Raw genomic sequence first — 25,062 nt, forward strand, 5'->3', positions numbered from 1 at the left:
TAAATGTAAAATATTTGTTACGCACAAGATCTATGCAATATCCGCCCGTAAATTTCACAATATTAAACATTAATTTCAATAACTTATTCTATTTTAATTGAATTACAACCACACAGACCAATGTAAACAAATTGTTACCGTGGTGATATTTGTTGGCAGTGTGGTGATGTTTTAAACAAATCATTCACTTACATTAAAGCAGCGCCTTCAGCTTGCATGACCTTTCTCTTATAGCCTGACAATGCGATCAGTTTCTCAGCATATCTGGTTATAATTGTGTCAGCCTCCCCACTTTATTGATTCATCTCAGTATCCCTGACTCTCCTGTATGTAATAACAACGACTCTGTTTAGAGGACGTGTTCTAACTCCCCCGTTTACGCCCTCGCCCTACAAGATGAGACCTCCAAATGACACAAATTAATCAAGAACGTCTAGTTGACCACTTCTGCCAACTGGTTCGCATTGACAGCGAATCGATGAATGAAAAGCAAATTGCAGAAACGCTGGCTGAACAATTGGGCGAGTTAGGCTTTACCGTTCAAAAGCTTCCTGTTCCGGAACATATTTCCAATGGCTTCAACGTATATGCGCGTTTGGAAGGAAAGAAAGAAGGCTCTATTCTGATGAGTTGCCACATGGATACAGTCACGCCAGGTATCGGTATTGAACCGATCATTGAAGACGGTATTATTCGCTCGAAAGGCAATACAATCCTTGGTGGTGACGATAAATCCGGTATCGCCGCAATTATGGAAGCTGTACGTTGCATTCAAGCGGAAAATCTAGCGCACAAAACGTTAGAACTTGCTTTCACTGTGCATGAAGAAGGCGGCCTGTTTGGCTCTGAATACTTCGACATGACGCATGTAACGTCAAAAGAGGCAATCGTACTTGATACAGGTGGCCCAATCGGAACGATCGTGACAGCAGCTCCGGGCCAGCAAAAGATCGTTGCGACGATCAAAGGCCGCCCGGCGCACGCAGGTCTAGCGCCAGAAGAAGGCATCAGCGCAATCATGGTTGCGGCAGATGCAATTAATCAGATGAAACTCCTTCGTATCGACGAAGAAACGACGGCTAACATCGGTATGGTAAACGGTGGTCAGGCGACCAACATTGTTATGCCTGAGCTAAAAATTGTGGCCGAAGCGCGCTCGCTAAATGGCGATAAACTGGACGCACAAGTCAACCACATGATCTCGACCTTTGAGTCTGTTGCAGAAAAACACGGTGCAGAAGTCGACATCGAATCTAAACGTGCATACGATGCGTTTGTTATTGAAGAAGACAATGCACACGTTGCTGATATCAAAGCAGCATTCGCGGATATGGGCATCAAAGCGTTTACCAAAGGCACGGGTGGCGGTAGCGATGCGAACAACTTCAACAAGAAAGGCCTGACAACCGTTAACCTTTCTACTGGGATGGCAAAAGTGCATACCACGGAAGAGTACATCGCCGTTGACGATATGGTGAAAATCACTCAGTTCATCAAGCACTACCTAGTGAAATAATCGAAAACAGAGATATCGTCTCTTACTGGCGATACTGGTTGGATACAAAGGCTCTCGCTTTCGTCGAGAGCCTTTTTTATTCTGCATCCAAAACACTCACATCGCTCAAAAGCGGCGTTTTATGGACGAATACCATCGCCCCACGCTAAAATGCGCTACTTTTGATAACTTCGTAAAACTCTATGACCGACGCTGATATCGAGCTTCAACACATTTGGCTGGAAGTTCAGGCAGAACGCTGGCACAACATCCCTCGTTTCCTGTTTAGTTTTTACTGCTACAAACACAACCTCGTTAGTAAAACGAATAAGCCGTGTTGGGAAACCGCGCGTAATGAATTATCTGCATCAAGCTCAGTTCAAGCTCGAAAAAACAGTGTGATTGACCCGCTGGTTCCGGAAGAGGCAGTCGTTGGTTTGCTTAAAACGCTATACAAAGATGGAGAAATGTCTTTCGACGCTATGGCGAAAACATTAGACACGTTTTTGCACTATGTGGTGGTGAGCAAGCAAGAGCACGCAAAGCTCAAGCCAAATATGCCGGCGAGCTGGTATCAGGGGCATGAAAAGCCGTTAATGGCTCGTTTTGATCTTGCAGGTATTTCAATCCAGAGCCGCTAAGTTTTAAAAAATAAGCTAACTCAAAAACTTAATCGCCTAGCCACTGTTAGTCAATGAATAGCGCGAAGTAAAAAGCCGAAGTGAATCAAGAGTGACCCATTTCGGCTTATTAAATATTAAGGCTTTAGATTAAAGCTCGGTCATAAAAGTGCCAGCTGGTTTTATCGGCAGGTACTTCTGATAAAAGTTGTCGTAAGCCGCTTCTGGATTTAAGTCACTAAACACATCTGGGTACATGATTTTGGCATAAAACTGGATCAACGCGCCGTCGATGATCGTGCGGCAAGCACCGTGGTAAGCTGCATACATACGGTTGTTTTTCACCGCAGAAATTGAAGACCAACCAATACGATTTTTAAAGCCCGCTAATCGCTCTTTTGCCAATGCTTCGTCAACACCTTCGCCCATGATCATCGAATCATCCGCACTGCCGGACTCGTAGCCAGTCATTACGATAACATCAGGGTTTGCTGCAATGATCTGTTCTGGGTTCAGTTTGCCCCACCATTCAACAAACGGTGCAGAAATGTTGTCGCCACCCGCCATTGTAGCAATAGCGCCCCACATGTTTTTACCGAATGTGTAGCCAACCTCATTGACACCGGATGCACCGTATTCGGTGTAGACTTTCGGCTTATCCAGATTGGCTTTGGCTAATCGCTCGCTAATCGTCTCAACGTTCTGTTTGTATTCATTCGCGATGGTCTCTGCACGTTCTTGCTGGCCGGTGATTTCACCAATCAGCTTCGTCGTCTGAACATGACGCTCTACCGTTTGAGCGTTGTAGTCCACCACGATAACGGCAATACCTGCGCTCTTCATGCGCTCAACGTCTGACTCCAGTGCTTTGAACTGCCAATCCGCAAGCATTACCACATCCGGGCTCAGGCTTATTACCTTCTCAACGGAAAACGCATTGGTATCAACACGGCCAATCTCAGGGATATTATCCAATGATGGTCGATGCGCCACATACGCCTGCCAACTTGCTGAACGTGCCTGCCAAATGTACTTTGACATGCCTACAACGTTGTCATACGCCGCTTCGGTACCGATCGCCATGTAATCTTCTGGGTAGAATCCCACTACCACTCTTTTCGCCGGCGAATCAAACGTAACCTCACGCCCTAGCACATCTGTAACGGTAGTTTGTTCGGCAAAAGACAACGTGCTAACGCAGACAGCAGCAAGCGCGAATAAGTGTTTCAACATCAAGAAGGTTCCTTTTTATTCCATGAGTCAGGCAGAGACACTTCCACCCTCGTGGCGTATATTAATTCTTTTGTTAACGATAATGCAACTAACTATCATTAGTGCTAATATCGCCACCTTCTCACGAGCTCTGTAGGCCCCTCTACTGGTCGTAAAATAAATAATAATTAGGTAGTAAGTCGTGCAATCTGCAGTTTTAGAACAACTCATTCAACAACAACGTAAGAGTGAAAAACGTCGAATCTTGGTGATCGGAGCTTTTGGCTTACTCATCCTGACGACCTTCATTCTTGATATCATGACAGGCCCCTCTTTACTGGATGCAACCAAAGTACTCCACTCTCTGTTTGAGTTCATCGGCTTGCCATACCAAGTTGCGCCATCCACCCAAATCATTGTGACTGAGTTACGACTGCCAATCGCGATAATGGCGATTGTTGTTGGCGGCGCGCTTGGTATGGGCGGCGCAGAGATGCAAACCTTACTCAATAATACAATGGCCAGTCCGTACACCTTGGGTATGGCTGCGGCGGCTGGTTTTGGCGCTGCGATTACTCTATATATGGGATCCTTCGGCTTAAGCAGCTATTACGCGGTGCCGATGGGCGCATTCTTATGCTGTATGCTTTCGGCGTGTTTTCTTTTCTCGTTAGCCTCAGCGCGTCATATTAGCTCGGGACAACTCATTCTGGCGGGTATTGCCCTGCTGTTCTTATTCCAGTCACTCTTATCTCTGGTGCAGTTTGTATCGTCTCCAGAGCTTAGCCAGCAGATCCTGTTTTGGCTGTTTGGTAGCTTAACGAAAGCAACCTGGAATACAGTCGCGATAACCTCTGCAGTTGTCTTCGTCGGCGGGATATTATTACTTAAAGATGCATGGAAGCTTACCGCCCTACGACTGGGTGAAGAGCGAGCGAAAAGCGTCGGCGTTAACATCACTCGCTTACGCATGAAAACACTGTTTATCGTTGCTGTCATCACGGCTACTGTCACCAGTTTCGTCGGGATCATCGGATTTGTAGGCATCGTCGCACCAAACATGGCCAAATCTATGGTGGGAGAAGATCAGCGCTTCTTCTTACCGCTCTCCTTCTTAATTGGTGCGTTCTTGCTTTCTGGCGCTTCAGTACTGTCAAAGATCATCGTTCCAGGTGCACTATTCCCGATCGGTATCGTTACGGCGATCATCGGCGTACCTTTCTTTTTCTGGTTGATTTTGGCGAAGCGAGGTTAATGATGCTGGTAGCAAACAATGTAAATATTCAGATTGAGTCACTTACCCTTGCCAAGAACTTCAATTTCACATTGGAACCGGGTCAGGTGACCGCCGTTCTTGGTCCAAATGGCGCGGGTAAAAGTACGCTACTCAAAGCCATTTTTGGTGATGTGAATCTGGCCAGTGGTTCCATTTCTCATTACGGTGACGAGCTAGATAGCAAGTCTCTCTCCTCATGGCGAGCCAAGTTTGGTTACATGCCACAGGACATCGGCTTACAGGTTAGTTTGACCGTTCTTGAGGTTGTACTGATGGGACGTTTAGACAGTTTAAGCCTGCGTATCGATGACAAATTACTTGGTGAAGGCTTACAAATACTAAACAGTATTGGTATGGCGCATTTAGCGAACCGGAACGTAAGCTCTTTAAGTGGTGGTCAGCGTCAAATGATCTTGTTCGCGCAAGCCATCATGCGTAACCCACAAATTATGCTGCTTGATGAACCCGTCAGCGCGCTTGATCTTCATCACCAACATGTGTTGCTTGATCATCTCGTGACTCAAACCCGTGCCGAGAACTACGTGAGCGTCATGGTATTGCATGATCTCAACCTCGCCGCGCAGTACGCCGATAATCTATTGGTAATAAAACAGGGGGAATTGGTTAGCGTAGGCTCACCAAAAGACGTCTTAACCACAGAGTTAGTGAAAGACATCTATCAAGTGGAAGCCAATGTTCATCATGACGACGACGGCATACCATTCGTCAGAACGATGAAGGCCAGTTAGGCGAAACTCGGTAAATTGGCGTAGATGAAATATTGCTAAATATCGCAATAGCTGCCGATATCTAGCAATAAATTATCACTTGAGAACACATCCAGTTTGGTTGTTATTTCGCGTTTAATACGAAATTTGAATTGATATACCTAGCCAAGACGCCCCCTCTCTCTTATCGCTTGAAGAGTGCCAATTTTCAATGAAATCCCAATTGGAGTTCATCACGTCATCGACGCCTGAGTCGAACCACTCGCCTTGGGCACTATTGAGAATGTAATGCAATGAATCATCCACCGAAATGACGGATATAAGCATCGTTTTATTTGGGGTAGATTCCTCCATATCCAGAATGCTCACCGGAACCTGTAATTTTTCCATCAGCTGGAATTCGACAGGAAACACCTTACGCAAGTATCGGTTTGTTTCATCGTCACGAATGACAACTTTACACTGCAAGCCAAATTGACCAAGAACATAAAGCATTGCGCCTAGGGAGTTGTATCCCGAGTGTTCTATATAATCTGGATTCTCTCCGGGTGTAATGATCCCAGTGACTTTGTAGAGCTCTAGTGCAAGGCTGGTTAAGTCGTATGAATCGTTTATTTCTATTGAAGACCCTGTGAATGCAACTTCTTCTGGTACATATCTTCGTAATTCAATAGACGATGTAAAAGGCAATCTCCCCAAAGCTGCTAAACATGCAACTACACAATAAGGACCACAATACAAACTGCCCTCTGGCTGCCTTAATTTTGGAAAAATACTCATTTGATCCTCATTGTTGTCTTAAACACATAGCGTCTACTGTATTTGGTGCTTTTCTAAGAAAGGAGTCAGTTTCTCAATAAGTTTGGGTTGAGCACGCTCAGCTTCTTGCATGCCTAGTTGAGCGCCTGCTTGCATTAATGCCGGCGATTTTTCTACAAGTTTTTGTCCTACAGGTGTCGCGTAAAACTCAATCATTAATTCGATTTCTTGTTGGCTGAAAGCTTGAGAATAAAGTGTACCCATCTCAACGATGATGTTTTGGCGATTAATATCATTGATGAACCAATCTCTATAAATGTTAACGAGTTCCTCTTTTTCAGTTGCATTCAACTGAAGGTTATTCGCTAATTGTTCGATGACTGGTGTCATTGCTTCAAAGCCACCGGAAAGCTGTTTTTCAACTTTCATCACCTCTAGTAAGCGATCGACTACTTCTTGTTTATCAGCTGCCATACCAATAATTGGGTTAGCGACAAGTAAAGCTACCACTATAAACTTGCGTAAATTTTTCATTTTAACTCTCTAGATGTATAACAACCCTGTTAAGGGAGAAGAAAAGGCAGATAAAGTGCCATCCGTTGCGAATCTGCTTTAAACACTGTTAGCTATTTTATTCACCCATGAGACCGATGGCATACTCACGAAGAACTCTGGCATTGTCTGCATAAGCCGCATTGCCACAAACAATGTTTTCATAACTAATCTCTGGTGATGAATAGAAAGGATGCGTTTCATCCGCATAAGCCATGATGGTACCTTTGCCACCACAAACATAACCATATGAATACTCTGTAATTTTACTCGCTAAGCTTAAGGGGAGTCGTTTTGAAAGATCAAATGGCATTCCACCAGTTTGGTTCGATAGCGTTTCCATATCATGGCTTGCCCACGCCAAATGACCTAACTCATGTTCTAACACATGATCTTTACATGTAAGTCCAATTGTAAAAAACTGAGGATACACTGATGGACGAGTTTCACCACACCAATCGGTTGTAAATTGCGAGATGTTTTTTTTGAAAACCAGACCATAAAAACCCGTTTTACTGCCATTGACCCGCTCAACTTCTTTAGAGTAGTAATACGCTAAAAAATCGTGCACTACGCTAAATTCTTCCGCTTCTTCCCCAAGAATTTTGGGAGTATAGATAATTTTGTCCAACGTCCGTTTTATAGGAATACATGAGTTTTTCAAAGCGCTATTCGAAAACGTTATCCATCGTTGAATGTGATCTTCGATGACAAATGACTCGTAATCTTTTTGAACTGAATCTGAGATAAAGAATGTAATTGGTGTTTCTAGAGTACGTGACATTTGACATTCTGGTAGGTCAAGAGTACTACTCTGAGAGTCCCAACATAATCCGAAAATGAGTAACACTGAAGCTAGTATTTGTTTCATCTCACTACGACTCCTTTCTGACTAACAACCCACATTTTTCAGACGTCACCAAGCGTCTTTTTCTGTCCACTATGATGTCGTCTTTTTTTGAGCATTTCAAAGGATAATCAGTAAGTTAGCGATCGACACTATGAATTTAGCGATACAATATTGCATTATTCTGGACTTTCGATGTGACGCAGCCATTTGAGGAACTTTTGTTACGGGAAAGGCACACATTCCGCTTATGAGGGAAGCTACCACTATAAACTTACGTCAATTTTTCATTTTAACTCTCTAGTTTTTTTAACATTCTGTTGAGGGATGAGGAGCGCAAAGCAAAAAGGCCACGCGTTGAGAATCAATTTTATGCGCTTTGCTATAGGCATTCGTCACACTGTCAACGCCAGTTTAAAATTGACCCACTTATCGACGTTATCGCCGAAGTAAAATTGACCCACCCATACAATTAACTTTTGCCTTCAGATAGACTTTCTAGAACCGCTGGTATGGTTCCAGCCGCTTTCTTTCCTCTTAATCGATAGCTTTCACCGCTGATTTGTACAATGTGCGAGTGATGAAGAAGTCTATCGAGTAATGCCGCCGTCAACGTTGTATCATCGGCGAACGCATTTGACCATTGAGAGAACGGCAAATTACTGGTCACGATAATGCTGCCTTGCTCATAACGTTTGGCGATGACGTTAAAGAACAAGTTGGCCTCTTCTCTGCCGAACGGTAAGTAGCCGATTTCATCGACGATAAGTAGCTTAGGTGCGAGTACACTTCGTCTCAAGTAGCTTTCAAGCTTACCCTGAGCTTTTGCTGTAGATAGCTGAAGCATCAAGTCTGCTGCGGTGATGAACCGTGTCTTTAGGCCCTTTTGAACCGCTATTTGGCCAAGGCTCACTGCAAGGTGGCTCTTACCAACGCCACTTGGGCCGAGTAATACCACGTTTTCCTTTCGCTCAATGAAGGCTAACCCTGTTAACTCCTTGAGCTGTTTTCTTGGGGCACCCGTTGCGAACTTGAAGTCATAGTCATCGAACGTTTTTTCCATTGGGAAGCTGGCGAACTTAGTCAGTGTGGCTCTTGTGCGTTCTGCTCGCGCTTCCAGTTCAGCGTTCAGAAGTGACTCTAAGTAATCGGCTAGACTCAGTTCACGACTGTTGGCTGCTTCTGCCAGTCTCGGCCACTCCTGACCGATAGCTTGTAACTTCAGCGTTGCACAGGCAGCCTCGATACGACTCATTTGAAGGTTCATGGTCGTACCTCCAACAACGCATCATACGTCGAGAGTGGGTGCTGGAAGCTCTCAAGTGGCATCACACTATCGCTTATTGTTAGTGGTGTGACTGGGCGTGTCGGCGATGGTAGCGACTGAAGTGTAAAGCGCTCTTCATCTAAGAGAACCTGAGGCTTTGCACCTGTCGTACCATGAGTTCGTTGGTGAGCGACGGTTTCTAGCCATGCGCCGATATGTCCATTAAGAACATCGACGGTGATTTTAAGTCCGTGTTGCTTGAGTGTCGCCGCAAGAGGAGTGACGAAACTATTCTTCAAGTAGGAGTTAAATCGCTCCACTTTTCCTTTGGTCTTTGCGCGATATGGACGACAGGCTCTCGGTTTAAAATTGTACTTCTTGGCTGCGGTGAGCAGTGCAGGGTTCCAGCGGTGCTCACCTTCACCGTATGCATCACGCTCTATCATGATGGCTTTCGCATTATCGAACAGAACTTCTTTGGGGACGCCACCGAAGTATTCAAACGCTTCTTCAAGACCTTCTATCCAGTCTTCTTGGCGCTCTCGTTCACTAAAGCGAACGAACGTCGCTCTGCTATAACCAAGCGTTGCCACGAAGGCTTTAACACGGACTCCGTAATGGGTGATGGTCGTAAAGTCCACTTGCATCTGCTCACCTGGCAATGTCTCGAACCGAACGACAGGGTCGACAGGCGTACTTGGTTTGTACTGTTTGATGTACTCCTTAAGCATCGTTATACCGCCTTCATAACCAAGTGATTTTAACTCACGTAGTAAGACGGTTGCGGGTATCCAATAAGGCTTTGCGGCTTCAATCCGCGTACACAAGTAGTCATGGTAGGGCTGAAGTTTAGTTGGTCGGGATTGACGCTCGGGGTACACGGGTGCTTTGCTTCTATCTCGCAGATAAGTACGAACGGTATTCCTTGAGATCCCCAGCTCCTTTGCGATACGGCGGATGCTGCACCCTTGCTGATGTAAAACGTGTATTTCCACTAGTTGCTCCTGATTGATCATAATCCGCCGCTTTGTCCATGTTACGAACGGATAGTTTGACTCAGGTGGGTCAATTTTAAATCGGCGTTAGTGGGTCATTTTTACATCGGCGCTGACAACACATCAATACGTCTGCAATGTGGTGTGAATTATTTTGCAAATATTCGATATCAGCTAAATACGCCAAGTGATGGCCATTTTTAATATTTGCGATAAAAGCTTCATTTCCTTTACTCGCTTCATTATGAATATGCTCAACCAACGCTTGGATTCGGTGGCACATATCAGTAACAAGAGAAATTCGTTCCGCTTTACTCAAACCATAAGCATCACAAAACTGCTTTGCCCTAATCGACTGCGAATGTAGATCCCCCATTGCATCATATTTATCTGTTTTGAATGGAGCCCAACAATAAAGTGCGTAAGCAATATCCCAATTCCTTGGAGCCGGGTGAGCAGTGTCAAAGTCAATAACCCCTACGACTTTGGAACCAACCAAAGCAACATTATATGGCGCATAGTCACCATGGCAGATAACCTCCATTGGTTCTCTACATGGGAGCATCCAAGTTAAATCTTCTGCTGAATTTTCTGATATAAATGAGCGAGATGCATCATGATACTGACGTAATAGCTGGCCAGCTGAAACGAGAGCTTCTACAGTTGCGATATTTCCTTTGAGAGGATAGTTGAAAACCTCACCCTCAACATATGACAGAATTTCATTGCCATTGTTGTCAAAGCCGAAAGGTTTTGGGGCAGAAGTAAAGCCTTTATTGGCGATATGTAATAGCAACTTTTGAACGGTTTCAGACCATTTACCACTTGGGCGAGACACCTTGTCCCCTAAGCGATAAATTGCATTTTCTCGTCCGCCATGCAGTTGTTCCATTTAATTCCTTATATGTATTTTACTTGTAGCCAAACGCCTCGAAAGTACATCATCATGTGCGTACTTTTATGGTTTGCGAGTTACTGTTCAACCACGCCAACTTTCGATTCTTGCTCGGGTTTTGACCACTTGATAATTGCTCTTAGGTTCATTGAGAAAAAGATGATATTTGCAATAATCATGGCAACACTGCCTGTAAGGTAGCCAACCGCGACCCAACTCGTATTTCCGCACATCATTAGAATGAAGCCAATTTTGTTCTTATTCCCGATTTGCCAAATTGCGAGAAATGTAAGCACCATAGCAATCCAGTCGATCCCATAGTACTGAAAGTATTCCATTTTTCCTCCTGTTCTATAACGTCATTTTAAGTAGTTTTCAGGAGCCCAAACACATTGTGAGTTCTGGGTGTCCAGTATGCTCATCTAGTTGTTCGCTGACCACTTTGAACCCCTGAGACAAATAAAACTGACAACTAGCTTGGTTTTCCTTGTATACGGACAGACTTAATTCCGTTCTCTGCGCTTTAGCATGGCTCAACAACTGCTTACCAATGCCTTCACCTTGACGTTCGGGAGCAACAAATATCGCAGCCAATTTATTTTCATACAACGCATAAAAACCAACTACTTTAGACTCAACTTCATAAACGTAGGTCTCTGAAGATGGGATATAGATATTACGCATGTTATCGAGTTGAGATTCCCAGAACTCTACTGAAACGAAATTATGTGCTTGAACTGAAGCGTTAAGCCAAATTTCAAGAACTGAATCTAAGTCATTTTCGTTGTACTTTCGTATCATTTTCAAACTCTAGACAATCAAATTTATTGGGCAACTTCACGCCCTATTAATGGGTGAACGACGAATAGTAAAAATACCGCGGGTTGTGACTCACTCTTTAACAATTTGTTAGACTATTTATGTCCACTTTTGTAACAACTTGTCTTCACTATCCGTGAATTTCCCTAAAGCTAACACAATGCAATCGTAAATAGCCCAAAAGCCCAAACCACCTAATGTTAAGAGCTGAAAAATACCAGACTTTACTCTTCCAACATAAAATCGATGAACACCAAAACTCCCCAGAAATAAACACAATATAAATGTAATCAATATTTTTTTATCTGAAGTTTTCTTATTATCCATTTTTAACCTGCCTTTAACGTTTAAGAATTTTACGTCGCATAACGAATACATTTATATATTCACCTAACGCCGCGTTAACGTGCGAGCAACTCTACCACCCAACCTAAAACATTGTGCCGTAAACCCTAGAGCTGATTCAAACTCAAAGTGCCAAACGTTGCGAATCAACGTTAAACGCTTTTTTATGTATTTCTTACAAACTTCATGTGCTTAGCTAGGTTTACATATAAAAAACAGCTCCAAAGAAGAATAATGCTAACACCAAAGGGAGTTGTAACGGTTACCTCATTTTCTACGCCGAAAGCTGAGTCGTACATTTGAAGTAAAACGACGATTGGAAAAAGGATAACCGAAAATCTAATGGTTACTACAAAGCCAAGACTGAAATATCGTCCTAAAAAGTCTCTCCCACTATTAGCACCATTAGCCCTGTACGTAAAATAGGTTCCCGCCAAAACTACAACAACATTGGAAATTGCCTCTATTTGGTCCCATATATTTGTATATTCGTTGTTGCTGCCTTGAAAGTACTCAAAAGCAGCAGCACTGGATACAATATAAATCAGTGCGTATATAAACCTATCTTTTTCTGTAAGCCTGCCTCCTAAAATGTCACGTTTCAAAGCCTCAATATTCCAAAAGTACATAATATTTTCCTCACACCCGCAAATAACTATAGAGTATTACCAATTAAATCTAACCACTTGTAAAATAATGATTTTACCGAGTAATTTCACAATTTTTTTAGGAAACCTCTAACGCCCTATTAATGGGTGAACGACGAATACCGAAGCCGCCGTAAAACACCTTAATCGCTCAAGCCAACGCATAGTAAAAATACCGCGTGTGCCGAATCGCTTTTAAATTATTTGTTAGGTGCGATACTTAACCAGCTGTTGCCATTCAGTAGAGCTAAATACAGTACATGGAATTCTAACCATGCGTCTATTCATACCCTCCATGTAAGTCAGTTCTAAATATGACCATATGCTAAAACCTGAAATCTCAACATCACAACCATGTCCATCCCAAAAAATAATCCCGCGAGTTGTATTGACAGAAAGATTTTTAAAGATAAATTGAAGATACTTTCGTTTATCAAAAGCTAGAAAAACAGATGATAGAACGAAACATATAAGCAGAAATAGGCCAAACTCCCTAGAAATCGCATAAAGCGCGCCAAAAAATACAGCATATTTAACTAACTCAATTCCCAAATACCTATCAATCTTTAATAGGTCTCGATCTTCCATATTTTCTCCAAAGCACATAACGCCACATTACTGTGTGAGCGACGCAGTAACCTGACCATAACCATTGCGACGTAAACACATGACCCAATCCTGAGCTGAGAATGCCAAGCGTTGGGAACGCTGCCTTAAACTCTTGTATGGTAAATTATTAAACATTAAGTGAGGTTAGATAGCTTAATCACTAAGTTATAAGCAAGTATTGCTGTTATCAACCAGCATAATATCGTTACCAACGTTACATTTAATTTACTCATAATCTTCTCATGCTGAAGAATAAAGAATAAAGGCAGTAATGGGTCAGATAGTGCCTCCAATGTAAATCCATCGGCAAGATCATTGGTAAAAAAGTACGATTGCATAGCTAACAATAATAACCAAAAATATAGAGACCATTTAGAATGCAAAATTGCTTTAGTTCCCACACAAACTCCTTTGAGCGATAGATCGCCAAAACTATCAATAACCATTGGGGATGCACGAGTTAACAACGACTTTAATTTACGCATCCACTTCTCATCTATTTGCCGAACGCTATTTAGACGTCACCAAGCCTGCATTTTCTGTCAAATATGATGTCGTCTTTTTTTGAGCACTTCAAAGGATAATCAGTAAGTTAGCGATCGACACTACGAATTTAGCTATACAATATTGCATTATTCTGGACTTTCGATGTGAAGCAGCCATTTGGGGAACTTTTGTTCGGGAAAGGCACACATTCCGTTTATGAGGGAGTGTTGACGGGGAATGAAACAGGGATGGCTGAAATAAAGCAGTCCGTCAGTTCTAAATACCGAAGTAAATTAGAGCTGACGGGTGGAAAGAGGTAGTGGGCAAATATAGATAAGGCGAAACCTTAAATCCCACATTTTAAATATCCATCTATTTATTATCCGCAACATTTATCGTGATCACGCCAGCTGCAAGCGCCATATCGACCACCTTTTGAAATTCGGAAGGGTGAAGCATGACATACCCCGTCAAAGCGTACCCATCATGTTTGGAGGTTGGATCTCTTTCACCGCTACCACTTATGCGGATCTCACCGGCGACTAACTCTGCCTTTCCTAACATGACAACACATTCGTCTTCTTCAACTTTATCCGTTGAAGAATATTCTCTAACAATTCCTACCTTCATGTTTATTCACTCATATAAGGGAGTTTATTGAATAGTAGTAACGCCCTGAAAGTTCGTCAAAATAGAAAGTGATGTTGTAGGCTTAAAGCTAAAATGGAGTATGCGCTGGGAATAACTAAGTAGAATCTGTCAGCTCTGATTACAGAGAGAATGAAGAACTGACAGATTGAAAGATTTAGGTGAGCTACATTGTTTATTTGGCTACTTAAGTGCTCGCCACGCCTTTCGCTGCTCTTTATCCATATACGACCAGGCAATAAAACGGCTGATTTTTTGTCCTTGGCTCATCTCTACCACACGAATGGCTTTTACGCCCAATTTCTCAAGCTGCTTGCGCATAGGGCGAACATTCTCTTTTTTCGAAATTAGCGTAGTAAACCAGAGCACTTGGGCGCTGAAGGCTTGGCTTTCGTTAGCCATTTTACGGATAAACGCCGCTTCTCCGCCTTCGCACCAAAGCTCTGCGTTTTGACCACCAAAGTTAAGCGTTGGTTTTGCCGTGTTTTCGCGCGCTGGTTTCACGCCTTTCTTACGTTGGTTAGCTCTAAGGTTGTCCACTTTACGTTGACTTCCCATCGCTGCTTCTTCTGCCGAACGGTGGAATGGCGGATTACATGTTGTGACATCGTAACGCTCATTCGGCTGAATTACCCCGCGATAGATGTTTGCTTGACTCATCTGACGAACCAGTTCGATTCTGCCATTTAGTGACACATTGCCATCGACGATTGCCTGAGCCGATTCAATTGACTTAGGATCAACGTCGCTTCCGGTATAGTGCCATCCGTATTCTGTCACTCCAACAATTGGGTAAATACAGTTTGCACCAACGCCAATGTCCAACGCTCGCACATCGTGATGCGGGTATTTACCTTTCACTTCCCCATCGAGTAACTCAGCGACACGGTGAATGTAATCCGCACGCCCTGGAATTGGTGGGCAAAGATAGTGTTCAGGGATATCCCAGAATTCAATATCGAAATGCGCGGCTAACAAGGCTTTATTGAGCATTTTGACCGCTTTTGGATCAGAGAAGTTTATCGAGTCTTCCCCGTTCGGATTTTTAATCACAAAAGCTTTTAGCTCAGGCTCACTTGCCGTCAATTTTTTAAAGTCATAGCGGCCACGATGCTGGTTACGTTCGTGTAATCCACTTTTAGCTACTTTAATGAAGTCCACATCGCTGTTCGTTGCCACTGGCGATTTTGCTTTAGCAGAGGTTTTTTGCTTCACACGCTTTTCGCCTTTTGCATCGCCTCTACTCTGCTTTGGCTTGGCATTTTTTCGAGATTTTTCTGGCTTAGCGGTGTGGTTATTGTTCTTCATTCGAATTCGCTTTTAAATCGAGGTAAATCATAAACAGACGGGCATCAAACTCTAACTGGTGATACTCGGGCTCCATATAACAGCACAGTTGGTAAAACGCTTTATCGTGGTTTTTCTCTCGCGTATGAGCCAGTTCATGAACCACCAGCATTCTCAGTAGTGGCTCCGGAGCTTCTTTAAAAACACTCGCGATACGAATCTCGTTCTTCGATTTGAGCTTGCCACCATGATTACGACTGATCACGCTGTGCAGCCCTAGCGCATTATTAATCAAGTGAATTTTCTTATCGTAGACCACTTTACTGATAGGTGCTGCTTTCTTCATGTAACGATTTTTTATCGCTATGGCGTACTCATACAGCGCCTTTTCACTTTTAATTTGATGACGTTCTGGATAGCGCTTTTCAAACCAAGGAACCAGTTTACCGCTGTCTACCAGCGAGCTAACTTGCTCAACAATGTGTGGAGGGTAACCCTGAATGTATCGAAGTGACGGATGCATGGTATAAAGTCTGCTATGACAAGGGAAAGGCGCTAAATATACCTGAGATAATCAGCACTTTCACCCTCGCTTTGACAATAGATTTCGCCTTTCAATTGTCGATAAAGGCCGTTAAACTTCGCATCCCAAAGATAATGGAGAGAAATTCAATGAAACGTGTCGTTCTTTACGTCAAAGATAAATGCCCCCACTGCAAAGATGCTCAACGTTATCTGGACTCAAAAAACATCACCTATCGCCTGTGCAACGCGAAAATGCAACGTGGCCGTAAAGAGCTGGATGCGCTGGGTGCCCGCTCACTTCCAGTCCTGAAAATTGGCGACCAGTTGATGATTGGCTGGAATCCCAAAAACTTCGAAAAGATGTATAAAGGTGACTAGGGTCTGACTACAAATAACGTTTAACGAAATCAATAAACGTTCTGTCTGCAATCGATAAATAACCGTCTTTCCGCCATGCTAGCGCCAGATCGAGCGTAACTGGCGGATTAAACGGAATCCCCACCACATCTTTTTCATGCTGAGTGACCAGTTCGAGTAACGCCGTAATCGCAAACTCATGCTTTACGATGCTGAGGATCAATGGCAATAAGTTGGTTTCAAATGACGACTTCATGGTAAAGCCGTGCTCCTCGCTGACCTGGTCTAAAAACTCACGATGGAAATAACCGCGCTGGAACATCACCAATTCATGTTCAAAAAACTCATCAAAGGTGAGTGATTCACGCTGGGCTAATTCGTGCTCTGGCGCGACAACGGCAACCATCTGGCTGGTAAACAGATGATCGGTCTCGAGATCGTCGGGTACATTGTCACAACTTATCACCCCGATATCTAACCGCCCATCAAGCAACATACTTCTTATCGAATGCGTACCCGCTTCCACCAGCGTTAATTTCAAATCCGGGAAGCGGCTCTTAAACGCCATGACGATACGTGGGAAAAAATAGCTTCCCATCATCGACGGCGTACCCAAGCGCACTTCACCTTTGGCCAGCCCTTTCAGTTCATTAATCGCGAGCTGTGCATCGTGCAATTGCTGAATGACACGCTTCGCGTGCACCAACAAGGTTTCGCCCTCTTGGGTTAGGCTAATCTTCTTATCTTCTCGCCGAAACAGCGTGACTCCCAGAGACTGCTCGAATTTTTTAATAGAGATACTCAAGGCAGGCTGAGCAATGTTCAGCACCTTCGCGGCATGGGTGATATTGCCTTGCTCTGCAACAGCAAGGAAATGTTTCAGTTGCTTCGATTCCACTAGATCAAAAATATATGGTATCCATATTTTTAATATATTTTTTTAATTTACGATTAGCTGATAGATTGATCACAGTTTCTTTATATTACGCTCTCGCATCAGGCAGGACACATGGTCATCTTCGGCACGCCAGAATACAAACGAATCACGCTCGCTCTTGCGCTGGGTTCATTCTTAGTCTTCTCTAACTTATATCAGTTGCAGCCTATGTTGCCGACCTTTGCTCAGTTGTTTGCCATTTCTGAAACGCAGGTGAACTGGTTGTTTGCCTCTTCCACGCTGGCGCTCTCTTTCAGCCTGGTGCCAATGGCAGTATTGTCTGAAACCATTGGGCGAAAACCGGTCATGATGGCTGGCTTATTCGCTATCCCGGTTCTGTCTGCACTGATGTTACTTGGTGATTCATTCCTGTTTTTGGTTATCTGCCGCGCCCTTATTGGTGTCGCATTGGCGGCGTTTGCTGCCGTAGCGGTCGCTTATATGGCAGAAGAACTCGATAAACACGCCTTCTCCATGGCGATAGGTACCTATATTGCAGCCAACTCATTAGGTGGCATTGTGGGACGTATTAGTGGCGGCTTATTGGCTGACAACTTCAGTGTGGATGTAGCGATTGAAGCCATAATGGTAGTGACCCTGTTAGGCGTAATTTGCGTACATTATTTGCTGCCAAAACAACGTAACTTCACCCCTTCTTCAAGTGGATTGAGACAACAGAACCGCGCCATCTTAGGTCACTTCAAAAACCAGCGTATATGGTTCGCCATGTTGATTGGTGGCCTTAATTTCGCACTATTCGTTAACCTGTATTCAGTAATGGGTTTCAGATTGGTTAGTGAGCCGCACAACATTCCGGTCGGCTTGGCATCGCTTATCTTCGTTTGTTATTTAGGTGGTACGTTCTCATCCCGTTGTGCAGGACACTGGAGTAAACGTTACTCATCTATTTTGGGTATGTTCTTAGGTGCCATTCTCAGCATGAGCGGCATGTGGATAGCGGCAATTGAAAGTGTGGCTGCCATGCTGTTTGGCTTGCTTCTGATTAGCTTTGGAGCCTTCTTCACCCACACTTTGGCTTACGGTTGGGTTGGCCAAAAAGCGACAACCGCGAAAGCGACGGCAACGGCTCTATACCTGGTGCATTACTATGTGGGCGGCAGTCTTGGTGGATTCTTACTGCTTTACTGCTGGCAACATGGCGGATGGTCTACAGTTCTTATCGGCGGTAGCGTGGTCTATCTAGCGATGTTTAGCGCGATAGCTTATCTCAAACGCATCACACAGACACACGACACAAAGGAAAGTGAAGAAGTAGCCAGCTTGAGAAGAAGTTAATTAGGGTCAACAGACCCTAGTATATCTGCTATGCTTGCGCCACTTTCAAAATGATTTAAAAATCGTATGTCAACGCGCTCAACACCAACAAACCAAACTACAGATATAAACGCGATCACCCAACAAGTGGATCAATGGCTGAATGACGTCGTTATCGGACTGAATTTATGCCCGTTTGCAGCCAAACCGCAACGTAATAAACAAATTAAAATCTTCGTTAGTGAGGCGTCTCAAGAAGAAGCCTTGCTGGAAGATATTTTGTTGCAGTTAATTGAACTAAGTAACACAGAGCCAGAGAAGCTGGAAACGACCTTAGTCGTTGTTCCAAATATGCTCGACGATTTCTGGGACTACAACTTGTTTATTGATTGGGTTGAAGGCTTAATCAAGCAGCAAGATTGGGAAGGTATTTTCCAGGTGGCTACGTTCCATCCAGATTACTGTTTTGGTGGTGCAGAGCCAGAAGACGACGAGAACCTGACGAACCGCTCGCCTTATCCGATCTTCCATCTTATTCGTGAAGAGAGCATGGAAAAGGTGTTGAAACACTACCCTGATCCTGAGTCAATCCCAGATACCAACATCGCGCGTGTTTCTGCCCTTTCAGAGGAAGAGCGCAAAACGTTGTTCCCGTATTTATTTAGATAAGTTACGGCTTATAACCTTCAGAGCGGCACCCTACTTCACTCCAAGCGGCAGATTTAATAGTCAGTTAGACTCTTGTCTCTTGGGGAATAAAGAGCGGTTTGTTATCATGACCGCTTCAATCGATTCAATGGATATCAGAATGCAACTGTCAAAGCTAACCCAAGAGATTTTTGATCACTTATACCGTGACATCACCGAGTTCCGTAGCACGTTCGATCTTCCAGTCGCAGACGAAGCGAGTCTGGATGCGCAAGCGGATACGCTGCACACATCTTTGGCGATCGAAGAGCTGACTGAGCTGGCAGAAGCAGATTGTAAAACAGAACAAGCAGACGCAATCGTAGACAGCGTTTATGTTCTTATGGGTCGTCTTGTACACCTTGGTAACAGCAAAGTGGAAGACAATCTGGCGATCAGTTACCTGATTGACCTGCTACTGAACGTTGCGGTAAACCGTGGTATCGACTTTATTCCTTGCTGGGACGAAGTGCACTCAAGCAACATGAGCAAAGTGTGCCGCAACGAAAAAGAATACACAGAAACAGAAGCATTCTACGCAGAACAAGGCATCAAACTGATGGCGGTACATCAGGGCGAGTACATCATCGCCAAATGTGCAGAAGACTTTGTATCTGAAGGCAAAACGGTACGTAAAGGCAAAGTTCTAAAATCGGTTTACTACCGTCCGGCGGACCTTAAGCCACTGACGCAATAAACAGCGACAAAAATCACATCGAAAAAACGACCCGAGTGGGTCGTTTTTTATTGCTTGAAAGCTAAGAGAGAATAGGAAAACCTATTCGAAAAGCAGATACGGTTTCTCTTCTACCATCACCCTTCTTACCTGAGTGTTGAAAACCTCTCCCAGCCCCTCTTCTGTTAATACATCCTCAGCTTTGCCTGATGAGTGCAATACACCATTACTCAGCAACAGCACCTTGTCTGCATGCCTTAGAGTCCGGTTTAAATCATGGTTCGCGACCAACACACCAACACCCTGAGCTGAGACTTCTGCAATCAGCTGATAGAGCAGCCCCTCTTGGGCGATATCTAACGGAGCAGCAGGTTCATCCAAAATAAGTAGCTGCGAATACGGGTTGATACTGCGCCAAACCTGCAAACAGACACCGGCCAGTCTCACACGCTGCCATTCACCGCCAGAAAGCGTCTGAATGCTACGGTGTAACTTATCCTGTAACTGAACAAGCTCAATCACTGCGTTTACCGCGTCGCGCACTTTGCTGTCACTGACCTTCACCCCACTAGGTAAAGACAGCGCGAGATACTGAAACACATCGACGTTAAATACTGGTCTGGATTGCTGACATAAATACCCTCTCAGGTAAGCCTGCTCAGACAACGGCATAGCGAGTAAATCCCCGCTATTAACGCTCACTTCACCACTAACAGAGTCGTGGCTGGTAAGCGTGCCGGAAATCGCGGCTAACAAGGTACTTTTCCCCGAGCCATTTGGGCCCACGACATGCACGATCTCCCCTGCGTTACATTCAAACGACAATGGTAATAGTCGGTTTCCTACCGCAATATGCTTAACGTGCATCATGACTCTTCACCAGCATCCAAATGAAAATAGGCGCACCAATCGATGTGGTCATTACGCCCAGTGGCAGTTCAGCAGAGTCGAGTAATAATCTTGCACCGATATCCGCAAACACCAACAGCGCAGCACCCGCTATCGCAGACAGCGGCAGCAAGTATCGATTTTCTGTACCAAATGCTAAACGCAGAAGATGAGGCACAACTAATCCAACAAAGCTGATGATCCCTCCAAGAGCGACCGAACCACCGACAAGGATTGAAATCGCTAATATCAATTTCCAACGCATTTGATGAACATCGATGCCGAGCTGAGTGGCGTGGATTTCACCTAACATCAGCTTATCGAGCGGCTTGCCCTTACAGCACAGCCAAATCAAAACAGGCAACATCACTAATGTTACGGAATGCTGATACCAACTCGCCCCACCAATGCTCCCCATCAGCCAATACATTAACTGGCGAAGGCTGAGATCATCGCTGAAATAGAATGCCCAAGTAACAATTGCACTAGAGAATATTCCCAACGCCACACCAACCAACAACAAGCGTGCGGTTGTCAGGTGCATCACTCTTGCAATAGAAACCAAGATTAAGGTAAACAACATCGAACCTGCGATGGCGGCCAGCATAAAGATCAGCGGCGTCGGCAAAGTAGGAATCGCAAACATCACCAATACCATGGCGAGGCTAGCACCACCGGAAATACCAAGCACACCCGGTTCAGCGAGAACGTTGCCTAACAGCACTTGCAGTGTTGCACCAGAGACAGCAAGTGCAGCGCCAATAATGGCGGCAGACAGCAATCTTGGTAAGCGTAAATCCACTAATAACTTGTGCTCGAATGCGGAAAGCGATTGAAAAGGAGAAAGGAAAATCTCTCCGACCATCAGGTGAATGGCAGAGAGTAATATGAGCACGGCGGACATAATCAAAAGATTGCGCTGCCAGCGACGCTCCTTGTTCAGGATAAGTTGTTGAAAATCCATAATAGCCGATAAAAACAAACGAGGCCTAACCTTACAGTTAAGCCTCGGTAAATTGCAACGACTTCGAAGCGTTACACCTAATATTTCGCGTTGTGCGTCTGAAAGCTTTGCTTTAATCGTATACCAATTCGCCGTCTTCAAAGCGGGTTTTCACTTCACAAACCATTAAAGCTGCGCGCTGACCAATGGCAACCTTACGGTTTGGAAAGACGATTGCTTCGTTATCATTCTTAGCCATCAATGGTTTATCACCGTCGTGACCGAACACTTCACCATGAACAAACGACGTAAAGTTTTCTACATCGTCGTCAAACATGAAGTCGAAGTCATCGTGTAAACGCACAATAGTACGGCTAACACGATATTTAATACATGGCTTAGGCAAATGCTCAGCTTTGGTACCTGAAACTAAATTGCGCAGCGCTAAATCAAACGCCGTCAGCTTATCTAAATCATTCTCACCAATTCGAGCAACACGTCCAAGCTCCATTGTCAGAGCTTGCGCGCTAAAGTTTTCTGCACTGTACCAGCTGAATGTACTCGCCGGAGAGTTTGATAATAGAACCGCTTCAATGTGGCCACTATCCAAAAACTCCATTAGAGCTTGGCTTCGAACCGGATGGCGTGTCTTAGGACTCACAGCAAACGTGTAGTGTTTAGAACCACGAATTGCACAGTGTAAGTCAAGATGCCAGCGCGTTTCTGGGTCAGTACCTTTAAAGAAGTCACAGACGTGCAACTTCAGTAAATCTGCAATAGCCAACTCTTTGGTTGGCGTATGACCTTTATCATCGAATAAGCGGTTGAGGTTTTCCTCAAGAAAACGCGTATGCGCCAAGGTAGACTCAGGGTGAGCGATGATGAATAGACAACGGGCATCAACCTTCATAAAACCGGATTCAATGTCTTTAATCATTGAGTCGACCAGTTCCATCGGTGCCGTTTCGTCGCCGTGAATACCTGTTGAGATAATGATGTTTTTCGTCTCCTGAGTGTAGTTCTCAGGGACCACTTCTAGCACACCACGCTGATAGAGTTTTAGTGTCACTCCATTAGATAGCGCCAGCTCTGCTGGTTCTACATCAATATGCATATCTAACGTATCAGCTAAAAACGATTGGCGAAAGAAAGACTTCGTCATGCGTTACTCCTTAATTGCACGGCGGGTATGTTAATAAATTGTACAAAGAATTTTTGTTGCTGCGATCCCACTTATGAGTAGAAATCGACATTTTCAACGAAAATCCAATACCGTTTCGAGCCATACACTCAAACCAAGCAACAAACCGCTTATTTGTTAATCAATTACAAATTGTTATACCCAAGTAACCTAGTGCAAACGGCATCTCAAGTTACTTGGGTATAAGGCTGTGAACTTTAACACAGCCCTGATTAAGATCATTATGATTTCACGATATTTTTCGCGTCGAGCTCATGCACCATCACAATACTATGCTGTCTGGGCTCGTTGATTAAGCAGCTGCTCAAACTCATCGACCTTCTGCTGAACCAAAGCTACACTCTGCTGCCAAAAATCAGGTTTCGTTAGATCCATCGACAAGTGCTTATCAACGACTTCTTCAGCGGTCATATTGCCTGTATCGCGAAGCAAGTTAATGTAATCGGTGTAAAAGCTGCCGCCCTTTGATTCACGCTGAGCATAAATACCTTTACTGAAGAGGAAACCAAACAGGTATGGGTAGTTGTAAAAGCTCACACCTGAAATTGAGAAATGTAATTTGCTCGCCCAGAAATACGGATCGGCTTCGCTCATCACATCACCATACCAATCTTTCCAGGTTTCAGACATCAACTCACAAAACTCTTGCGCAGTCAGTTCACCGTTTTGGCGGCGTTCATAGAATGCTTTTTCAAATTCGTAACGAACAGGAATATTTACCATCAGCGCAAGTGCAGAAGAGAGCTCTTCCCATAGCATTTCCAGCTTTTCATCGACACTTTCAGCTTTTGAAATCAGATGATCGCGAACGATGTTTTCCGCAAAAATTGAAGCGGTTTCGGCCAGCGTCATTGGGTAATACGTCTGACAAAGCGGTAAATCACGGATAACCCAGTTATGGAATGCATGACCTAATTCATGTGCTAGCGTCATCAAGTCGGAGCGACTGCCACTCCAGGTCATAAACACCAATGGAGTGCGCGTTGCGGGTAACTTAGTGCAGTAAGCTCCCAAGCGCTTATTTGCGTTTGGCTTCGCGTCTATCCAGCCATTCTTGACCATCATTCGAACAAACTCTGACATGTCAGGGTTAACTGTTTCAAATGCTTCACAAATCACATCTATCGCTTCGTCAAAATCGTAGACTTTAGCGTCACCACTCAGGGCAGGCATAGCAGCAAGGTGATTCCACGGTTTCATCTCATCTAAACCATGCACCTGAGCCATCAGTAAACCCGCTTTTTGGCCGATACCGCGGCTTTGTTTTGCTACAGCCATCATCGCATCCAGTGTTTCCGCTTGAATACGGCTGCCATGCAAACTTGGATCGAGGAAATGGACTTCACGCTTTGTCGAGCGCTTTTTGTTTTCTGTCAAACGCCAACCAGCAAGCGCGTTGAGAATGGCAGCAAAGGACTCTTGATGTGTTGCCATCGCGGTCTGTACACCGCTCCACGCCGCTTCTTGTCGGTTAAATTCAGATCCATAAAGAATGCTGGCTGCCTGAGAGAAGCCAAGCTCTTCACTGCTTCCATCATCGTAGTTCAGGGTTACTTTCAATGAACCAGTCAAGTTGTCGTACAGCTTACCCCATGCAGACTTGCCATCCACACTCATCGCCGCCAACAGCTTTTCTTCTTCTGTACTTAGACGAGTATCAGCCAGGTTTCTCAAGTTCTCGATGGTGAACGCCTGACCACTCACATCGGTATTTTTATGGTTCAAAACACGCGCAATAAAATCATCATCCGCGTGTGTTAGCGTTAACTCAAACGCACTGAATGCTTGCGATAACTCAGAAAAAATACGAGTCATACGCCCTAACAAAGCTTTTGCTTCCGCGTTGCTTGAATCAACAGATGAATAGCAATTAGCGAAATTAAAAATCGTACGTGCTAAGCGATTTGCTGCCTCGTTGGTTAAAATGGCGTTTTGCATCACTTCAACATTCTGGCAATCCAATGACTGCTTATTGAGAAGTTCAATACATTGCTCTACCAAAGCAATGTCATCTTGAATTCGCTGATCAGCGAGATCCTCATATGCGATGGATAAGTCCCAACTTGGAGTGGTCATTTATCTTTCC

The 25,062-nt window shown here is 44.3% G+C and carries 29 protein-coding genes; 8 read left to right on the forward strand and 21 right to left on the reverse strand.

The window, feature by feature from the left end; all coding sequences use genetic code 11:
* Window positions 1–409: 409 nt before the first annotated feature.
* Both L9Q40_RS12095 and L9Q40_RS12100 read left to right on the forward strand, forming a co-directional pair.
* Window positions 410–1,516: a M20/M25/M40 family metallo-hydrolase gene (locus L9Q40_RS12095; RefSeq protein WP_498793414.1), complete on the forward strand. Its 1,107-nt coding sequence runs from the start codon at window positions 410–412 to the stop codon at window positions 1,514–1,516.
* 182 nt (window positions 1,517–1,698) lie between these two features.
* Window positions 1,699–2,136: a hypothetical protein gene (locus L9Q40_RS12100; protein ID WP_498793415.1), complete on the forward strand. Its 438-nt coding sequence runs from the start codon at window positions 1,699–1,701 to the stop codon at window positions 2,134–2,136.
* A gap of 129 nt (window positions 2,137–2,265) precedes the next feature.
* On the opposite strand, the gene L9Q40_RS12105 is transcribed toward L9Q40_RS12100, so the two are convergent.
* Window positions 2,266–3,348: an ABC transporter substrate-binding protein gene (locus L9Q40_RS12105; RefSeq protein ID WP_498793416.1), complete on the reverse strand. Its 1,083-nt coding sequence runs from the start codon at window positions 3,346–3,348 to the stop codon at window positions 2,266–2,268.
* Window positions 3,349–3,529: 181 nt separating this feature from the next.
* On the opposite strand from L9Q40_RS12105, the gene L9Q40_RS12110 reads away from it, so the two are divergent.
* Together L9Q40_RS12110 and L9Q40_RS12115 are read left to right on the forward strand one after the other, a co-directional pair.
* On the forward strand, window positions 3,530–4,582 hold the full coding sequence (locus tag L9Q40_RS12110) for a FecCD family ABC transporter permease (RefSeq protein ID WP_020333135.1): 1,053 nt from the start codon (window positions 3,530–3,532) through the stop codon (window positions 4,580–4,582).
* Window positions 4,582–5,352: an ABC transporter ATP-binding protein gene (locus L9Q40_RS12115; RefSeq protein ID WP_498793417.1), complete on the forward strand. Its 771-nt coding sequence runs from the start codon at window positions 4,582–4,584 to the stop codon at window positions 5,350–5,352. The genes L9Q40_RS12110 and L9Q40_RS12115 overlap by 1 nt, the downstream gene beginning before the upstream one ends.
* A gap of 114 nt (window positions 5,353–5,466) precedes the next feature.
* Here the strand turns inward: L9Q40_RS12115 and L9Q40_RS12120 are convergent, their stop codons facing one another.
* From L9Q40_RS12120 to L9Q40_RS12190, 15 genes are all read right to left on the reverse strand, one after another.
* Window positions 5,467–6,111 (reverse strand): T3SS effector IpaJ family cysteine protease, encoded by a 645-nt coding sequence (locus tag L9Q40_RS12120; RefSeq protein WP_498793418.1) that lies wholly within the window; start codon window positions 6,109–6,111, stop codon window positions 5,467–5,469.
* A 33-nt stretch (window positions 6,112–6,144) separates the two neighbouring features.
* The gene (locus tag L9Q40_RS12125) at window positions 6,145–6,624 is read right to left on the reverse strand and encodes a DUF2059 domain-containing protein (protein WP_498793419.1); all 480 of its coding nucleotides are present in this window, start codon (window positions 6,622–6,624) and stop codon (window positions 6,145–6,147) included.
* Between the two features lie 97 nt (window positions 6,625–6,721).
* Window positions 6,722–7,513, reverse strand: coding sequence for a hypothetical protein (locus tag L9Q40_RS12130; RefSeq protein WP_498793420.1), 792 nt, complete (start codon window positions 7,511–7,513; stop codon window positions 6,722–6,724).
* Between the two features lie 448 nt (window positions 7,514–7,961).
* Window positions 7,962–8,756 (reverse strand): IS21-like element helper ATPase IstB, encoded by a 795-nt coding sequence (gene istB, locus L9Q40_RS12135; protein ID WP_050935648.1) that lies wholly within the window; start codon window positions 8,754–8,756, stop codon window positions 7,962–7,964.
* Window positions 8,753–9,772: an IS21 family transposase gene (istA, locus tag L9Q40_RS12140; protein WP_050935650.1), complete on the reverse strand. Its 1,020-nt coding sequence runs from the start codon at window positions 9,770–9,772 to the stop codon at window positions 8,753–8,755. The genes istB and istA overlap by 4 nt, the downstream gene beginning before the upstream one ends.
* 55 nt (window positions 9,773–9,827) lie before the next feature.
* Entirely contained in the window at window positions 9,828–10,643 is an 816-nt protein-coding gene (locus L9Q40_RS12145; RefSeq protein ID WP_498793421.1) for an aminoglycoside phosphotransferase family protein, read from the reverse strand.
* Window positions 10,644–10,723: 80 nt separating this feature from the next.
* Window positions 10,724–10,984 carry a nicotinamide mononucleotide transporter gene (locus L9Q40_RS12150; protein ID WP_020333126.1) on the reverse strand — a complete coding sequence of 87 codons (261 nt, stop codon included), beginning with the start codon at window positions 10,982–10,984 and terminating at the stop codon, window positions 10,724–10,726.
* A gap of 37 nt (window positions 10,985–11,021) precedes the next feature.
* Window positions 11,022–11,447 (reverse strand): N-acetyltransferase, encoded by a 426-nt coding sequence (locus L9Q40_RS12155; protein WP_498793422.1) that lies wholly within the window; start codon window positions 11,445–11,447, stop codon window positions 11,022–11,024.
* A gap of 117 nt (window positions 11,448–11,564) precedes the next feature.
* Entirely contained in the window at window positions 11,565–11,792 is a 228-nt protein-coding gene (locus L9Q40_RS12160; RefSeq protein WP_065297651.1) for a TM2 domain-containing protein, read from the reverse strand.
* A 182-nt stretch (window positions 11,793–11,974) separates the two neighbouring features.
* A complete protein-coding gene (locus L9Q40_RS12165) occupies window positions 11,975–12,439 on the reverse strand; it encodes a hypothetical protein (RefSeq protein ID WP_065296741.1) in 465 nt (154 codons plus the stop codon).
* A 225-nt stretch (window positions 12,440–12,664) separates the two neighbouring features.
* Window positions 12,665–13,045 (reverse strand): hypothetical protein, encoded by a 381-nt coding sequence (locus tag L9Q40_RS12170; protein ID WP_498793423.1) that lies wholly within the window; start codon window positions 13,043–13,045, stop codon window positions 12,665–12,667.
* A gap of 155 nt (window positions 13,046–13,200) precedes the next feature.
* Entirely contained in the window at window positions 13,201–13,551 is a 351-nt protein-coding gene (locus tag L9Q40_RS12175; protein ID WP_162889675.1) for a hypothetical protein, read from the reverse strand.
* A 373-nt stretch (window positions 13,552–13,924) separates the two neighbouring features.
* Window positions 13,925–14,182: a hypothetical protein gene (locus tag L9Q40_RS12180; protein WP_014231655.1), complete on the reverse strand. Its 258-nt coding sequence runs from the start codon at window positions 14,180–14,182 to the stop codon at window positions 13,925–13,927.
* A gap of 201 nt (window positions 14,183–14,383) precedes the next feature.
* A complete protein-coding gene (rlmF, locus tag L9Q40_RS12185) occupies window positions 14,384–15,508 on the reverse strand; it encodes a 23S rRNA (adenine(1618)-N(6))-methyltransferase RlmF (protein ID WP_498793424.1) in 1,125 nt (374 codons plus the stop codon).
* Entirely contained in the window at window positions 15,495–16,010 is a 516-nt protein-coding gene (locus L9Q40_RS12190) for a M48 metallopeptidase family protein (RefSeq protein WP_065299574.1), read from the reverse strand. Before L9Q40_RS12190 ends, rlmF begins: the two co-directional genes overlap by 14 nt.
* A gap of 149 nt (window positions 16,011–16,159) precedes the next feature.
* On the opposite strand from L9Q40_RS12190, the gene L9Q40_RS12195 reads away from it, so the two are divergent.
* Complete coding sequence (locus L9Q40_RS12195; protein WP_014231652.1) at window positions 16,160–16,390, forward strand: glutaredoxin family protein; 231 nt, start codon at window positions 16,160–16,162, stop codon at window positions 16,388–16,390.
* Window positions 16,391–16,397: 7 nt separating this feature from the next.
* Here the strand turns inward: L9Q40_RS12195 and L9Q40_RS12200 are convergent, their stop codons facing one another.
* Complete coding sequence (locus L9Q40_RS12200; RefSeq protein WP_237315447.1) at window positions 16,398–17,267, reverse strand: LysR family transcriptional regulator; 870 nt, start codon at window positions 17,265–17,267, stop codon at window positions 16,398–16,400.
* A gap of 111 nt (window positions 17,268–17,378) precedes the next feature.
* On the opposite strand from L9Q40_RS12200, the gene L9Q40_RS12205 reads away from it, so the two are divergent.
* The 3 genes from L9Q40_RS12205 (at window position 17,379) to L9Q40_RS12215 (ending at window position 19,965) form a co-directional block, all read left to right on the forward strand.
* A complete protein-coding gene (locus L9Q40_RS12205; protein WP_014231650.1) occupies window positions 17,379–18,602 on the forward strand; it encodes an MFS transporter in 1,224 nt (407 codons plus the stop codon).
* A 66-nt stretch (window positions 18,603–18,668) separates the two neighbouring features.
* Entirely contained in the window at window positions 18,669–19,250 is a 582-nt protein-coding gene (locus L9Q40_RS12210; protein WP_176293584.1) for a DUF1415 domain-containing protein, read from the forward strand.
* A gap of 139 nt (window positions 19,251–19,389) precedes the next feature.
* Entirely contained in the window at window positions 19,390–19,965 is a 576-nt protein-coding gene (locus L9Q40_RS12215; protein WP_014231648.1) for a nucleoside triphosphate pyrophosphohydrolase family protein, read from the forward strand.
* Between the two features lie 81 nt (window positions 19,966–20,046).
* Here the strand turns inward: L9Q40_RS12215 and btuD are convergent, their stop codons facing one another.
* The 4 genes from btuD to L9Q40_RS12235 form a co-directional block, all read right to left on the reverse strand.
* Entirely contained in the window at window positions 20,047–20,814 is a 768-nt protein-coding gene (btuD, locus tag L9Q40_RS12220) for a vitamin B12 ABC transporter ATP-binding protein BtuD (RefSeq protein WP_498793425.1), read from the reverse strand.
* Complete coding sequence (btuC, locus tag L9Q40_RS12225; RefSeq protein WP_020333111.1) at window positions 20,801–21,796, reverse strand: vitamin B12 ABC transporter permease BtuC; 996 nt, start codon at window positions 21,794–21,796, stop codon at window positions 20,801–20,803. The genes btuD and btuC overlap by 14 nt, the downstream gene beginning before the upstream one ends.
* A 112-nt stretch (window positions 21,797–21,908) precedes the next feature.
* A complete protein-coding gene (locus L9Q40_RS12230) occupies window positions 21,909–22,937 on the reverse strand; it encodes a succinylglutamate desuccinylase (RefSeq protein ID WP_065296732.1) in 1,029 nt (342 codons plus the stop codon).
* 309 nt (window positions 22,938–23,246) lie between these two features.
* The gene (locus tag L9Q40_RS12235) at window positions 23,247–25,052 is read right to left on the reverse strand and encodes a M3 family oligoendopeptidase (RefSeq protein ID WP_498793426.1); all 1,806 of its coding nucleotides are present in this window, start codon (window positions 25,050–25,052) and stop codon (window positions 23,247–23,249) included.
* Window positions 25,053–25,062: the final 10 nt, after the last annotated feature.

Source organism: Allocatenococcus thiocycli (assembly GCF_921292965.1).
GTDB lineage: Bacteria > Pseudomonadota > Gammaproteobacteria > Enterobacterales > Vibrionaceae > Vibrio > Vibrio natriegens.

Coding starts and splice junctions, on each gene's coding strand:
- L9Q40_RS12095 (WP_498793414.1), top strand. CDS start 410: ATGACACAAATTAATCAAGAACGTCTAGTTGACCACTTCTGCCAACTG.
- L9Q40_RS12100 (WP_498793415.1), top strand. CDS start 1,699: ATGACCGACGCTGATATCGAGCTTCAACACATTTGGCTGGAAGTTCAG.
- L9Q40_RS12105 (WP_498793416.1), bottom strand. CDS start 3,348: ATGTTGAAACACTTATTCGCGCTTGCTGCTGTCTGCGTTAGCACGTTG.
- L9Q40_RS12115 (WP_498793417.1), top strand. CDS start 4,582: ATGATGCTGGTAGCAAACAATGTAAATATTCAGATTGAGTCACTTACC.
- L9Q40_RS12120 (WP_498793418.1), bottom strand. CDS start 6,111: ATGAGTATTTTTCCAAAATTAAGGCAGCCAGAGGGCAGTTTGTATTGT.
- L9Q40_RS12125 (WP_498793419.1), bottom strand. CDS start 6,624: ATGAAAAATTTACGCAAGTTTATAGTGGTAGCTTTACTTGTCGCTAAC.
- L9Q40_RS12130 (WP_498793420.1), bottom strand. CDS start 7,513: ATGAAACAAATACTAGCTTCAGTGTTACTCATTTTCGGATTATGTTGG.
- istB (WP_050935648.1), bottom strand. CDS start 8,756: ATGAACCTTCAAATGAGTCGTATCGAGGCTGCCTGTGCAACGCTGAAG.
- istA (WP_050935650.1), bottom strand. CDS start 9,772: ATGATCAATCAGGAGCAACTAGTGGAAATACACGTTTTACATCAGCAA.
- L9Q40_RS12145 (WP_498793421.1), bottom strand. CDS start 10,643: ATGGAACAACTGCATGGCGGACGAGAAAATGCAATTTATCGCTTAGGG.
- L9Q40_RS12150 (WP_020333126.1), bottom strand. CDS start 10,984: ATGGAATACTTTCAGTACTATGGGATCGACTGGATTGCTATGGTGCTT.
- L9Q40_RS12155 (WP_498793422.1), bottom strand. CDS start 11,447: ATGATACGAAAGTACAACGAAAATGACTTAGATTCAGTTCTTGAAATT.
- L9Q40_RS12160 (WP_065297651.1), bottom strand. CDS start 11,792: ATGGATAATAAGAAAACTTCAGATAAAAAAATATTGATTACATTTATA.
- L9Q40_RS12165 (WP_065296741.1), bottom strand. CDS start 12,439: ATGTACTTTTGGAATATTGAGGCTTTGAAACGTGACATTTTAGGAGGC.
- L9Q40_RS12170 (WP_498793423.1), bottom strand. CDS start 13,045: ATGGAAGATCGAGACCTATTAAAGATTGATAGGTATTTGGGAATTGAG.
- L9Q40_RS12175 (WP_162889675.1), bottom strand. CDS start 13,551: ATGCGTAAATTAAAGTCGTTGTTAACTCGTGCATCCCCAATGGTTATT.
- L9Q40_RS12180 (WP_014231655.1), bottom strand. CDS start 14,182: ATGAAGGTAGGAATTGTTAGAGAATATTCTTCAACGGATAAAGTTGAA.
- rlmF (WP_498793424.1), bottom strand. CDS start 15,508: ATGAAGAACAATAACCACACCGCTAAGCCAGAAAAATCTCGAAAAAAT.
- L9Q40_RS12190 (WP_065299574.1), bottom strand. CDS start 16,010: ATGCATCCGTCACTTCGATACATTCAGGGTTACCCTCCACACATTGTT.
- L9Q40_RS12195 (WP_014231652.1), top strand. CDS start 16,160: ATGAAACGTGTCGTTCTTTACGTCAAAGATAAATGCCCCCACTGCAAA.
- L9Q40_RS12205 (WP_014231650.1), top strand. CDS start 17,379: ATGGTCATCTTCGGCACGCCAGAATACAAACGAATCACGCTCGCTCTT.
- L9Q40_RS12210 (WP_176293584.1), top strand. CDS start 18,669: ATGTCAACGCGCTCAACACCAACAAACCAAACTACAGATATAAACGCG.
- L9Q40_RS12215 (WP_014231648.1), top strand. CDS start 19,390: ATGCAACTGTCAAAGCTAACCCAAGAGATTTTTGATCACTTATACCGT.
- btuD (WP_498793425.1), bottom strand. CDS start 20,814: ATGATGCACGTTAAGCATATTGCGGTAGGAAACCGACTATTACCATTG.
- btuC (WP_020333111.1), bottom strand. CDS start 21,796: ATGGATTTTCAACAACTTATCCTGAACAAGGAGCGTCGCTGGCAGCGC.
- L9Q40_RS12230 (WP_065296732.1), bottom strand. CDS start 22,937: ATGACGAAGTCTTTCTTTCGCCAATCGTTTTTAGCTGATACGTTAGAT.
- L9Q40_RS12235 (WP_498793426.1), bottom strand. CDS start 25,052: ATGACCACTCCAAGTTGGGACTTATCCATCGCATATGAGGATCTCGCT.